Source organism: Janthinobacterium sp. SUN073 (genome assembly GCF_030397665.1).
In the GTDB taxonomy this organism is placed as follows: domain Bacteria; phylum Pseudomonadota; class Gammaproteobacteria; order Burkholderiales; family Burkholderiaceae_D; genus Janthinobacterium.
Map to the genome: position 1 here is coordinate 445,889 of NZ_JAPUBT010000005.1, position 14,587 is coordinate 460,475.

The following is a 14,587-nucleotide window of genomic DNA, read 5'->3' on the forward strand; positions in this document are numbered from 1 at the left end:
TGTCACGAAAATGTCATGCGCCCGCCTATTTCCTGATCTGACGCTGCTCGGCCGGCGTCAACCGCGCCAGCTGCGCAGGAGTCAGATCGCCCTGTCCCAGGACCTGAAATGCGCTATTCGCATCGTAGCGGGCGCCGCCCTGCAGCGAGCCATGCGATGGCGCCGCGTCGACATTGCCATGCGCCGGCAATAGCTCATTCCCAAAGCCCAGTACGCGCACCGAAAAGATCGACGGCAGGTTTCTGCGGGCATCGTTGCGCTCGCGCTGCAGCACGTCCTGTGCCGCCGCCGCGGCCTGCGATGCCGCCGCGCTGGCATTGCTCAAGGCGCCGACGTTCACCGAGGCCACCGCTGGCAAGCCTTTGGCTTCCCCCTTGACCTTGATGTTGTCCGCATTGAGCACCTGCAAGGCCATGATGTTGAGGTTGCCGGCAACACGGATACCGGCATCACCGGCATTGATGACGCCTTCCGGTGCGATCAGGTCGACGTCGCCATCGCCAACGGTACCGATACCGCTGCCACTCATGTCCGATTTTTCGCGAACAATGGTGTGACCATCGACATCGGTGACAACCTCCGGCGCCGAGGGTACCCGCACCGTCTTCGAGCCGCGGCCGGCATCGATGCCGCCCCGGCTGGACCAAATGATCTGGTCGCTGCCACGCAGCGTGGCTTCCGGGACGAAAGACAGAATACGCGACTGGTTGACGACGACATCGTCCTTGGCAAACACATTGATGTGGCCGGAGCCCAGCGTCACCAGGCCGTAGCCGGCCGGCACGGCGGCTCCCAGCGATGCGACTTGCACACCGCCGCCTGGCGTGAGGACGTTGATGTCGCCACCGGACATGGTGCGTAGCATCATGTTATTGGCTGAAACATTGCCTTTCCATCCATCGCCCGGGAACAAGGTGGCGATGGCCTGGTAGCCGCGGTTGTAGCCGCCGTTGCGCGGCACGCCATCGACGCCGGGCTCACCTTGATCGCGGCCAGCTTCGCGCAACTCCAGCAGGAAAACCTGGCGCAGGAATTGCTGTTGCGCCAACTGGGGCAAGGACTGGAAGCGCGTCCAGGCCTCGACTGGGGCCAGGTCTTGCCCTGTCATGTCCTTCATGTAGGAATCCAGACCACGGCGGGTGACTTTCTGCTGCCCGCCTGCCCGTGTTTCGATGGTGTCGGCAAGGTAGATCGGCAGCACGCCGCCATCGGCCGTTGCGGCTTTGAGATACTCCGGCATGGCGGCGACCCTGGATGGATCGAGGTAGGCGCTGGCAAAGGCGTCGTAGCCGGTAGCGCTGTGCATGCCCGCCATCAGCGTGATCGACGCGCCCTGGGATGGCAGGCCATTGATCTGCGTTTCCGCCATCGGCCGATTGTCCGCATCGGTGTAGCGCTGGTTCGCCAGGGTTTGAATTTTCAAGTTATCCGCATAGATGTCGCGCCCGGCGGACAAGCTCAGGGCGCCGGGACCCTGCACTGCGATGCTGCCGGTATCGCTGGCCTGATTGATGATCGCGGCACGGACATTCGTCATCGCGAGGATATCGTTGCCGGCTTCCAGCAACGTCACATCGCTCGGCCGTATATTGCGCGCATTGAGCCGTACCCCACGGATATCCAGGCCCGCGCGTATCCAGGTCTGTTCATTCGCCGTCAAGTCCAGTCCCAGGATGGAACCCGTTCCCGCATAAATACGGCTAGGCACAAAATCGCGCGCCAGAGGCAAGACATCAGGATTGCTCATGGCACGCATGTAGGGATCGCTGAAATACGATGCGCCCGGCCTGTCGATCTGATTCGCCAGCAAGGCATCCATGGCAATCTGAGCCTGGCTGCCTGGCATGAAAGGGGAAGGCATCATGCCAGGTGTCGCATATGGCATGACCACTTGTGCCTCGACATCGCCATAGATACGCAATTCTCTCAGTTCGTCGCGATTTTGCGTCGCAAAACGTATGTCGTCTTGCGCGATCAATTGCACATCATTCGTGCTGCTGGCCATGCCCCTCAGCGGCCCTTGTATTTCCAGACTGCCATTGAGCGCAAAAGCTGCCAGGCGGGCGGGGAAACGATTGCCCCCATGACCAATCAAATTATTCTGAGCGGTATAGGCAGGCTTCAAGGACAGGTCGTGAAACACAAAATCGGCCTGATTGACGAAGGTGATGTCCCCCCCGGTGGAAACCAGCTTGAGCGCCGTGCGATCGGTATAGCCGCTCATGTAGGCGGCGTATTCCATCCTCGGTAGCGTCCCCGTACCGTCGTCGCCATAACGGACAAGCAGCGGATCGATCACGGTTTGCAGGCGCAGATCGCCGGCGGTGCGTACAGTCAGCGTGGCGTCGCCGAGCGCCAGTATGGGAGCGACGGAAAATGTAAAGTCGCGGCGATCAGGCTCACCATCATTCCAGACGACGGAAACGCTATTGCCAACAGCGGTTTCACCGGCCTTGATATCGCCCGTGCCCCGCGCAATGTAATATTGACCGCCACGGATAACGCCGCCAGCTTCGACGTTCATGCTGCCGCCATTGCGCGTTTCCATCGTCATCGCTTCGCTGGCGGCAAGACCGCCGCGCATGCGCATCGTCGTCGGCAGCACCACCACCAGATTGTTCAGGTCGCCACCGGCATTGACGCTGACATTGCCGCCCCCGAGGGCACCCACGCCTTGCTGGAAGGCAGCATAATTGACCCACCAGCTCGATTGTTCAGCCGGCAACATCAACAGCCCATAGCTGCCATCTGGCCGCATGCCATAGACATTACTCTCGTACTCGCTGAAGTAACGCTGTTTGTTCAAGGTCCCCTGCCGGTTCAGCCACTCCGTGAAGCGCTGCCCGGCAGGCTGCGCCGTAATACTGCCCTGCGCGCCGATATCGAGATTGCCGCCTTCGATACCGTAGGCTGCACCCGCATTCGCCGTCGTGAAGTCGCCCCACGTCGTCATGTCCTTGCGACCTGCCGTATAGATCACGGATTCCTTGTGCGCCAGCGTCACATCCCTGCCTGCCCGCACTTCCAGGTCACCGCTACCGGTGCGTATCAGTTTCCCCGCGCCATTGTCGATCGCGGCATCCGGATTGCTGTCGGCAGTACCGATGATGATGCTGCCGCTCCCAACGCCTTGTGCTGCCAGCGGTTTGACTGCCAGGGTATTGGCGGAGTCCAGGTCGGCACCTGCGACGAGGCGCAGATTCCACGAAGCACCTTCCTGCAATGTGCCGCTACGGTCGGCATGGTCGAATCCATCACTCAAATGACCTTGGACGCTCAGGTTGCCGCCTGCCCGCAAGGTCAGCGAGCCCTGGCGCGCGGTCGCAAAGTCGTCATGCAAATTCCAGTCGCCGTTCATGCTCAGGTCGCCCGCACTTTCGATGACAATGCCGGAGGCGATGGCAACATGGCTGCCGAGCCGGCTTGCGATGGCAGGCGCGGCAGCGTTGAAGCGGGCAGCATCGGCGACTGCGGCCGCCTTGACGGAATCGACCGTGCTGCCGTCGTAGTCGGCCACGTTGTAGGTGGCGACGCCTTCGAGGACCGCGGAACGGGCGCCGACGATGCTGGTGTTCAGTGACGTGGCGTTGAGATCATTGTGGGCGGCATTCTGTTGCGCACGCAACCTGACTTTGCCGCCTTCGTTACCGGCAACATCGATGCTGCCGCCTTGCAAGTTCAGCTGGCCGCCCGTCGCTTCGACGGTGACGCGGCCACTGCCGAATTCACCGGTGGCGCCTGCCAGCAATTGCGCGCCGTGGTGCAGCGTCACGCCGTCACCGCCGGTGATGCGAATCGCGCCGCCATATGCCGCCCGGGCGTCAATGGTGCCGCTGACGCTGATACTGCCTTGATCGGCGCTGAGGCCGAAGTTTTCCACCGTGGTCGTGCCATCGAGCCGGATGTCGCCCTGGCGGATGCGGAACTGGCGTGAACGATTCATGCCTGCCTCATTGAGGCGTTGGCTGAAACCGGCGAAATCGCTCAATTCAGCAATATCGAGCGAGAAAGAACCCGCTTTGCCAGCATTGCCGCCGCTACCGCCTGCCTGGGCGCGTATGCTGCCATCGAGCACAACGGTGCCGCCATTGGCCGCGGCGATATGCAGGGCGCCCGCATTGCCGCCAAGCTTGTGCGCCGCCAGATTCAGATTGCTGCCGCGCTTGAGCCGTACATCGCCGCCCACCGCCGACAGCTTGATGTTGCCGGCATCGGCATATTCGGCCACGTCGAAGAATTGCTTGGCATAGCCGCCGACATCGACTTGTGCGGCATCGGCAAGAATCAGATCACCGTTGGTGGCCGTCATGTCGATACTGCCGCCAAGCGCAACGGCGCGACCGCCGAACAGGACGCTGGCGCCGGACAGGCTCAGGCGCGAGCCCAGGCTGTCCTGCAGATGCTGTTGTGCCGGATTGCCCCCGGCCGTTGCCAGCACCTGCAATGCGCCGCCCGTGCTGATGCTTTGCGCCGCACCGTCGCGGCCGGTCAGCAGAGGCGTGTTCAAGGTCAGGGCGATGGCGCCGGTATCGATGCCGCCCTTCGCCGCACCGACGATCTGCTCGCGGCCACCCAGGGTAATGGCATTGAATCCGGCAAAGCTCTTCTGGCCTGCGCCAAGGATCAGGGTGCCGGCGTCGAGTTTCAGTGTGCCGCCGCCATTGCCGGTCGCGACCAGATTGGCGCCACTGTTCTCCAGCGCGATGGCGTCGCCCTTGACGGTGATGTCGCCGCCGTGACCGGCAAACGCCGCGCCATCGAATGTCAGCGTAGCGAGGCCTGCCGCGCCGAGGTCGAGCGATTGATGGAAATCAAAGCTGGAGTAGCTGCGAAAGGTCAGGTGCCTGGAATTGCTCAGTTGTGCCAGGGCTGCGGTGTCGAGCACCAGGCCGCTGCCGCCGCCAAAACCGATGCGGCCGGCCGCGACCGACAGATGGGTGCCGGCGATGCGGGCGGAGGCGGCAAGATCGGTTTCACGCGTGGCGTCAAGCAGCAAGGCGCCGCCGCCATTGAGTACCGCACCGGCACCGACAGTGAGCAGACCGCCCCGCGTGGTATCGACGTTCTGGCGCATCACTTTGATCGCCTCGCCATTGGCGACGCGGACCAGTGCGCCCCAGTCCTTGGCCGGCGCGGTCAGCACGTCATCCTTGGCATCCTTCGCATCGACCACCCCATCGTAGTTGTCGTCGAGATTGCCGTCCGGGTCCGTATACACCGCGGCTTGCATGGGCTTGACGATGAGATTGCCACTGCTGCTGGCGCCGCCTTTGGCACTGACGACACTGCCAGCATCAATGGCGACCTGCTCGCTGGCGGCCAGGATGATTTCCGGGCCATGCAGTTCCGAACCGGCGCCATTGCGCACGACGATATTGCTGGCGGTGACATTGACCTGCGTGCCCAGCAGATCACCTGTGCGCGTGCCGCCTATGAGCAAGCTGCCGGCGCCGAAATTCGACAGGCCTGCTGCGTCGATGACGAGGTAGCCTTCCGCCTGCAGCGTGCCGGCATCCTGCCCGGCCCCCACGATGGCGATCTTCTTGCCGGCGATATCGACCAGGCCGCCCCGTCCGCCCTTGTCCGCCTGCGACAGCAAGCTGCCATTGAGCGTCAGGCGATTGCTGGCATCAAAGACCACGCCGCCGCCGTCGCGCGCCAGACGCGGCGTGACGATGTCCTGGCCAGTCAGGCGGTATTGCGTGAGCTTGAACGCGTCCGAGGCAAAGAAATTATTGGCAAAGGCCTCGTTGTATTCGGTGTATTTGCGCAGCGTGCTGCCGGACATGACGCGCCATGCCGATGCTTGCGTGTCCTCGCTGCCGCCATACACATTGCCGCTCTTGCCTTGCATGATGAGGTGCCCCTCCGGCGTGGCAAAGCCCGGCGCGACCGGGCCGGCCCATGCATGGCCTGTCGACTGCACCGCAAAAGCGCCCGGCAGCAAGGCGTAACGCGCCGGCAGCAAGGCGTACCAGCCGGCTGCCAGGCCGGGACCACCGGCGAGCCAGATACGGTTGCCCGATGCTACGCCGGCAACAGGTGCGGTTACCGGCTGGCCCGGCATCACGGCGTACATGCCGGGCATGTTGAGGATATCGTGGGAACCACCTGGGCCGGGAACGAACTCCCATGCATACAGATCGCCACCACCGCGAATGTCGACCACCGCACCCTGGGCCAGGTTGATGTTCGGTGAAGCCATGCTGATGCGCTTCTCGGGCGGCGATGTGAGCGAACCGGTGGCCGGATTGCTGCCATCGGCCGGCTTGGTGGGATCCTGCCAGTGCTCGTTGTTGGACAAGGTGCCATACGGCACCATCAGCCCGGCACCGGAGACGGAGGTGATGCTGCCGGCACCGAGTGTCAGTTGATTGCTGGCGATCAATTCGATCTGGCCGAAGGGGGCGCGCAAGACCCCATTCTGTTCAATGACGGGCGCTTCCAGTCGCAATGTGCCTCCCGCCGACAATGGCAGGCCCGATGCGGTGCCCAGGCGCTCCACGGCAATCGCTACACCGGACAGAATTTTGCCATTCACCGCCATGGATGGATAGATCTGTCCCGCGGCGATGCTCAGCGCGCCATCGACGTCCAGCACGGCAGTGCTGGCACTGGCATCGATCGGGGCGCTCGCGGCGCTGAAACGCAACTCCGGTGCATGCAATGCCGTCTGGGCAAAGCCACGAATACTGACGGGCCCGACGATGCCAGCGGCGCCGCTCTGGCCACCGACGACATCGATGACGTCCGCGTTCAATGTCAGGCTGCCGGTGCGCCGTGCGCTTGCGGCCGGCGCGGCGACGGCGGAGGTCTGTTTGAGTCCCAGATACGCCGCTGTCAGGCTGGCATGGCCCGACTCCCCGACTGCATGACGCAGCGTGCCGTCGACCGTAATGCTCGTGGCGGCGGCAAGCTGCACGTCCCCCAATTCCACCGCGCCGGCGGAGGCCAGTCCGAGATTGGCAAAGCCGCCCCGGGAAAACGATGCCGGCCGCAGCACCATGAGTGAATTGACCGGCGTCAAGGACCGCAAATCCAGGCCGACATAATCGCGGAACAAGTCCAGCACGGTATCATTCATGCCAAATGCCGCGTAATCAATGGCAGTGCCCGGCCCTCCGCCCGCCGCGCCAGTGGCAGTCACGGCAAGGGCAAGCCTGGATGCCGAGCCTAAATGTTCGTACAGTTCCTTGCTGATGACCAGGGGAGGCAAACTCGGGTCCACCATCGTGGCAAAATCGAAGCCGATGATTTTATCGGCGCTACATAAACCGGCGGCCATGCAAAAATAGCCACGTACGCGCTCCGCCAGATTGGCGCCAGTCACCGCAGTCGCATGCGCAATCGCCAGGGTGCCGCCCTGGGCGCCAGCGCCACCGGCCTGGCCTGCCAGCGTGCCGGCCATCAGCCCTGCGCCACGCACGCGTATCGAACCTCCGTCACTTGCCAGCCCGCGTTTGGCATACCCCAGCTGTCCCAGCGCATTGCCTGCCTCGGCCTGCTCGATCTCCCCATGGGCGCCCGACACGTCAAGCAGCGAACCGGCTGCCAGTGTCACCTCGGCGCCGCGGATATCGATCACGCCGCCGGCCTTGACCTCGCCCTGCAAATGCCCGGACTTGTCCGTATGAATCGATGCCACGCCACGCGCCAGCAATTGTGCATCCGCGCCCACTGCGACGCTGGCGCCACTGAGTTCGATGCTGCCCGCCGGGGCTTCCAGGCGGCCCAGTACCTCCAGCGCACCGCTGACGCCACCGGCACCGAGCTGCAACCGTCCAGCGGTATCGGCAATGATCGCCGCGTCCTTGCCCACGCGGATGGTGCCGTTTTCCGTCGACAACGCCAGGCCGCCCGGCTTGCGCCGCAGCCGCTCTTCCTGTCGCAGCACCGTGACCGGCGCCACCTCGGCCAAGCTGCGGCCGGTCGCGACATCGCGGTAGGCGAACGAAGTCAAGTCGATGCCGGCGGCCTGCTGCGCCACCGTCACGCCGTCCGGCACCGCAATATTGCCGGAGCCGCGCGTAGTGACAGAGACATTGCCGAAACCGCGCTCAGCATACAGGCTGGCAGGCAGCAGCACGGCCGTCGGCTCGGCCGCCGCTCCGCCCAGTTGCACCGAGGAAGCCGTTTCGATGAACAGGCTGCCGGATGAACCGGCTGCATATGCACGCAAATTCAGTGCCGCCAGGTCCATCTCCGGCGTCACGCCGGCCAGGGTGACGGAGCCGGCATTTCCCACGCGCAAAGTCGGCAAGCCATGCTTGCCAGCGTCTGCACGGCCGCCGCCGGAGACATCGAGTAGCGCATCGCCTTTCGCCGTCATTTTGCCGACATTGAGCCGGATGGCGCCGCCATTCATGGCCCATGGACCTGCCGGCATGCCGTCCCGCCACGCATTGATCCATTGCCCGGACACATCCAGTGCGCCCTGGGCACCGATATCCAGTTGTCCGTTGACGGAATCGAGGACGATGGAGCCGTTGGCGGAACGGATCATGCCGTTGATGCGGATATTGCCGGTCGACCCATCGGCACCGGAAACATACAGCGCGGTGCCGGGCATGAATGCCAGATTGGCACCGCTCGCCACTTCAAAGTCGCCGCGAATGATGTTGAAATTGAGCTGCCCCAAGCCAGAATTGCTCAACATGCCGTCGGCGAGCAAGGTCAGTTTTTTTGATTGCGGCCTGGCCGGATCGACGGGAAGATAGAAGTCCGAACCGAGCACCGTCGTGGCGTTGAATGCACTGCCGAGGCGTTGCGGATCATGGCTGACGATGATGGTGCCCGGCGACCAGGGGCGGTCGTCGACAGTGCCGCCGCCCAATTCCAGCTTGCCGCCCGTGTTGCCGCCAGGTGCCTGTCCCTGGCGCTCGCCCACCACCACGCCACCCCACACATCGCCTTCGAGCACCATGGCATCGCCGGCAAAGATCTGTACCTCGCCGGCCTTGCGCCCTTCCGTATAGCCGGCTTCCAGCCGGTTGCCACCAATCAAGGGATTCCGCCAGGTCTCCGCCTTCCCCCAGCGCGCGCTCTTGCGCGTGAAATTGCCGGCGATACCTACGTAGTCGATATCGGGCATGGCTTGATCCATCGCATACAGACGGCCGTCGGCTCCCTGGAGCCTGGTGGCGGTGTTGACGCCGTCGGTATAGCGGATCGAGCCACCCGCTACGTCGATCATCGAACCGCCGCGCGTAATGACGGCGCCACCTGCACGTAACATGACTTTTCCGGCATCCGCCGACAGTTCATTCAGATCGGTCTTGCCGACACCCACCCAGCCTGCCATGTCGCCCAGCGGCGTGCCTACCCATGCGCCGGGCAGGTACACCAATTGCCCACTCGCATCCTTTTTCTGGACCCACTTCACGCCGGCCATCGGCGCATGGTCGAACACGCCATGCGCGCGGCGGTCGACAATCACTTTTTTACCGCGTAACCAGGAGTCCAGCAACAGTGGCGAATCACGCAATTCATTGGTCCGCAACTCCGCTTCGATGAAGTTGCGCGACATCGCCACCAGCATGTCTTGCAAACCAGCCACGCTCAGGTAGGCATCGCCGTCGAGATAGATACGACTGGCGTCGCCCACACTCCCTTTGCGCCAGGCCTGCTGGGTAAAGATCGGATTGACGGCCGATTCCATGTTGATCGTGCCGGCAGGAACAACGACGCCTGCCTGCGATTTGAGGTCGATCAATTGACCGTACATGCCAACCCAGCCTGGCTGGTAGCGCGTGGCAAGGGCCGACGTTTCGATTTCACTCTTGTCCGATGTGTCCGGCAAAATCTGGGTCACACTGCCGCGGCCCAGCGTCAACGTGCCGGCCGACCAGTTGTACAGATCGTCAATGCCGTCGGCATACATATGCGTGCCCAGGCCCCAGGCGCGCAACAGGATGGAACCATTGCGGTTGTTCAAGGCGGTGGTCGACATCAGCACACCGTCCTGGCGCACGTCTTGCGCTTGCAGCGTAACGTTGCCGCGATCGGCCCGCACCGTGCCGGTATTGCTCACCTCATAGCCGACCGCCTTGGCGCGCGCGGCCATTTCAGGCAAGACAACGTCGCGGAGACCTGCGACGTAATTGAAATCCGCGTACGCGGTTCCCAAGCCCAGCGCAGCCTGCATCTGTCCACCAGTAAATACCCAGCCAGGGACCGCCGATACGGCGACATCGAGGCCGCGCACGGCATTCGGGTCCAGTGTCGATGGGGTCTTCAGATACACGTTTTCGCCGGCTGCCAGGATGACCTGGCCATCGGGCGCCGAGATATAACCGGCATTGCTGACCTTGGGCGCGAACAGCATGACCTTGCTGCCATTATCGACTTCAATGCGCGCCCCCGCCTCCACCCTGACCTCTCCAGGCGCCGTGCCGGGGTCGAACCGGTCCACCAGGCCCAGCTTGTCCGGAACGACGCCGTTACCGGCAACATAGCCTGACGCGCCGTATATCGATGGTTTCTGCGTGGTAAATTCTCCGAACTGGGGAACCGGGAAATCATTGCCCTGATTGGCCAGGGTCTGCGCATTGTTGATACCCAGCTTGAATTGCTGGTCGCTCAGGCGCAGCGTACTGGCCACCAGGGTGCGCGTATTCACCTGGCTATTGCCGTTAAAGATGATGCCGTTGCGGTTGATGATGTACACCGAACCGTCGGCCTTGATCTGCCCCGCTATCTCGCTGGGCCTGCCGTTGGGATCGTTGATACGGTTCAGGGCGATCCAATTGTTGCTGCCGTCCGCCTTGCTGCCGCCCTTCTGGTTGAAATTGACGATGGTATTTTTGCCGACATTGAAGGTTTCCCAGTTCAGGATCGCTTTGTCGTCCGTCTGCCTGATCTCGACGACAGTCTTGCCGCCCGTTGCAGTCTGCGTCGGAGCGTTTGCATTGAGCCAGCCTGCCGTGAGACTGTTGCTGTCGACCTTCAGGCCACCTTCCGCCAATCCATCCGGCCTGGCGCCGGCGCTGGCGGCGGCAAGACGCGCCGCTGCTTGCAGCGCCTGTTGCGCGGCGACATTGCGTGCTGCCAAGGTAAGATTGGCGAACGCACGTTGCTGTTGCTGCTGCGTGCCCTGTTGCTGCGGCGCGGCGCCGTTCAGGGACATGACCGCCATGCCATTCGGCAATTTTCCCGTGGCCTCCGCGACGCTGCGTATCGCCCCTTTCTGCGCCATCCAGGCCGCACTGAAGGCTTGCTGCGCATACGCGTTGCTCATGGCGCCGCCCGTCGCCAGCATCAAGGTGATGGCTCGCGCCAAAGGCTTGATGCGCCACGCCAGTTTTTCGGTGCGATCTCGACGTTGCGACAAAGCTGGGAGCATCGGTGCAAAACAAATGGACGGCATGGGAGTTCTTTCAGTGATGGATCGTGATGGAAAGATGATTGCGGAAGAAAAATTTTCGACCGCTCTTGCATCTAGACGAATACCAATACGGAAAGCTGTACACCAATTTTGAGGGCGGCGCGATAGCCGCCTCCCGTCGCTATCCTGCCCTACTTGAGAATGACGACACCGCCCGGCAAGGACGTGGCGTCCAGGCTGAACAGACGTTGAATTTGTGCGACGGCCTTGTCCAGGTGGCGAATATTGAAACGCCCATCGACCGGACGATCACGCATCTTTTTTGCCAGCAACACGACACGCCCCGGACGATAGCGGTTGATTTCCGCCACCACCCGGGAAAGCGCCGTTTGTTGAAAACTCAGCACGCCATCACGCCAGGCCGAGGCATCGGCCAGACTGACCTGCTGTACTGCTCCGATGGCATTTTTGTCATAGACCACCTGCTGCGCCGCCACGAGCATGATGCTTCTGCCTGCCGCCTCGACATTGACGGAACCGGCGACACAGGTCACGCACACTTCCTCATCGAGATAGCGCACTTCGAAGCGCGCATCACGGCCCGCCGTGCGGCCACCTGCGGCAGCGACCGTAAAATCGCGCTCGCGCCGCGTGACATCGACCGCAACCTCGCCGCCCATGACATCAATACCGACTGTGTCGCCGCCTGCCACCCGCAATGCAATACTGCTGCGCGTATTCATCTCGACCTGAACACCATCGGCAAGTGCCAGGCCACGTTGCTCACCGGTCGCCGTACGGTAATCCGACTGCCAGGCATCCGCAGCGGAGGGCCACAAATCGAGCGGGGGACGAAGCACTGCCACACCGGCGACGGCCACGGCGGCCACCGCGCCGCCGAGGAAGGCACGGCGTGACATGGGAACAATTTTCTTGCTGTGCACGGACGTGCGCAATTGCGCCAGCTGCGCATCGTGCATGCCCGCCAGCGTCGCGGCCGGCAACAAGTCATGCCACATGCGCTGGGCATTCCTGAATGCCTGCGCATGTCGCTCGCTGAGCGCGCACCAGCGCACCAGCGCTTGCGCATCGGCGGCCCGCGCATTGCCGGACTTGAGTAGCCGCAACCATGCGTGCGCACGCAACTCCAGCGCATCGGGACGACGGCCGGCACCGGGCGTCTCGTCACGCACTGGGAATTGCTCCGGCAGATAAGTCAAGCGGCATGGGGGGCTCGAAAAGGGGACCGTCTACCGATAAGACGTCTTTCAAGGACAAAAACTGCACTGTATTTTTCATATTCATTGCATCTGTTCAATAACATACTCATGTGCGCGCTTCAGTTCGCGATCCACCAGGCTCAATGAAACACCGAGACGGTCTGCCACCTCCTGCCTTGGCATTTCGTCCACGCGTATCAGAATCAGGATATGGCGCCGGCGTAGCGGCATTTTCTGGATTACCAGTGCCAGGCGTTCCGCTTCCGAACGGGCCTCGGCGGTTTGCGCCGGGCCCGGCATCGGATCGGCCAGTGTATTCAAGACCTGATCCACTTCATCGCCGCTCAGAAAACGTTTTTCGGCGCGAAGGCGATCCAGCGCAGAATTGGTTGCCATGCGCATCAGGTAGCTCAATGGATACTGTACCGGCGCGTGGGATTCTTTGCCACTTTCCAGACGCAACCAGGTGTCCTGCAAGGCATCGCCGGCCAGGTCGGCACTGCCGAGATGTAGAGTGAGGCGTCGCTTCAAGTCATCGTAGCGGCGCGCCAGGAACTCGCGCAGTGGAAGGAAGTCGGATTTGTTCATCGTTTTCTGACTTTAATGAACAGCGCAGGCGCGGGCAGCCGTCAATGCCTGCGGCAGGATCAGCATGAAAAACGGCTTTGACAGATCAGCAGGTCCATAGCCGACATCGACACGCTGCAAGGCCGCGAGGATAGCCTTGTCGCGCGCGCTATCGCCGGTAGAATCGAGCAACAGCGGTCGCAAGATCCGCCCCCTGGCATCCAGATGAAAGCGCAAGGCGATCCTGTAGCCGCCGCCCGCAGTCAAAGGATCGCGGCAAAATATTTCCCTTACCTGCGTCTGCAATGGCCCGTCATAACTCACGTCGCGTTCGGCGGCGACAGACGATGGCGCCGTCGCAGGCTCCAGGACGAAGGCATCCATGGCGGTAAAGTAGGCTGCCAGCCCGGTACCTTCCAGCATCATGGCCAACGCCGCCCTCGGTGTGTAAGTTCCCGACACCAGAGCCGATATGCGTCCTGAAGTCGATGCCGAACCGTACAAGCCAGAAAAACCCGTCTGATTGCCAAACGTCGTCAATGCGGATTGCAGCGGTTGCGCCGGAATGTCAAACACCCGGCTCTCATGGGCGAGGCGCTGCAGCGGCTGCGCCGTACTTGCACCGGCATGCGGCTGGCGCAAGGAGTGCGATTGCCCGGCAGCATCCAGCGTCAGCAGTGACATGCCGGCCACCAATGCAGACATGGCGATGGGCACGACCGTTCTTGCCATAACAATTTAAGTGAGGTGTACATGCATGGGATGTGGAATCGGAGCGGGCGCCGAATTGTCAGTCTTGCCATGTTATCGAAGAAATATGACGTTGCCATGACAAACCGGCGGGAAAACCCAATGCAGGCCGGATACGGATGCCGGGCATGGAAAGGTCAGCGATGGCGGCCGGACGCGACGCCTGTCCTGATTCAGGCTGTCGCGCCCTCAATACCTGTCAATCCGATTGGGGGGATGCCAGCGCTGCGGCGGCCGGCGTTTCTGTCTGACGCGCATCGAAGCGGCCCTGGTACAGCTGGTCGCCATATTGCTGGGCGATTTGTTCCAGCTTGACTCTGCTTTGCGCGGCGAACGGCTGGCGCGCTTGCATGACGCCCAGCACGTCCAGGCCTTCATACGCTTGCAGGATTTCCTGTCCGGCCGCATACAGCTGGGCATTCTTGCTCTCGCAGCGCGCCAGGGCGCCGCGCTGCGCCGTCACTTCGCCGTCGAGGCGCGCGCGCTCCGCTTCGATCTGCTTGCCCGTGGCGGCCAGCTGTTCGCTGGCCTGGCGGTACTGCGCCAGGTTGGCGGTGGCCTCTTGCGCGGCGGCGGCGCCGCGCTGCTGCTCGGCTGCCAGTTCTTCCCGCTGCGCGCGCTCTTGCGCCAGCTGCGACTGGCTGCGGGCCAGCTCCTTTTTCAAGCCATCGCTGGCGGGCGCAGCGGCAGCAACGGGCGCGGCCTTGGCGGCAGACCCGCCCTTGGC

At 62.8% G+C, this 14,587-nt stretch carries 5 protein-coding genes; all 5 read right to left on the bottom strand.

Annotation, left to right across the window (positions count from 1 at the left end; all coding sequences use genetic code 11):
* Positions 1-25: 25 nt before the first annotated feature.
* Positions 26-11,278, bottom strand: coding sequence for a filamentous haemagglutinin family protein (locus tag O0882_RS17015; RefSeq protein WP_289949819.1), 11,253 nt, complete (start codon positions 11,276-11,278; stop codon positions 26-28).
* 236 nt (positions 11,279-11,514) lie between these two features.
* The gene (locus O0882_RS17020) at positions 11,515-12,543 is read right to left on the bottom strand and encodes a FecR domain-containing protein (protein WP_289949820.1); all 1,029 of its coding nucleotides are present in this window, start codon (positions 12,541-12,543) and stop codon (positions 11,515-11,517) included.
* 81 nt (positions 12,544-12,624) lie between these two features.
* Positions 12,625-13,131, bottom strand: coding sequence for an RNA polymerase sigma factor (locus O0882_RS17025; protein WP_289949822.1), 507 nt, complete (start codon positions 13,129-13,131; stop codon positions 12,625-12,627).
* Positions 13,132-13,143: 12 nt separating this feature from the next.
* Positions 13,144-13,827, bottom strand: a complete 684-nt coding sequence (locus O0882_RS17030) for a hypothetical protein (RefSeq protein WP_289949824.1) — start codon at positions 13,825-13,827, stop codon at positions 13,144-13,146.
* Between the two features lie 232 nt (positions 13,828-14,059).
* Positions 14,060-14,587 (bottom strand): hypothetical protein (locus tag O0882_RS17035; protein ID WP_289949825.1); only part of this gene is annotated, 528 nt, incomplete at its 5' end.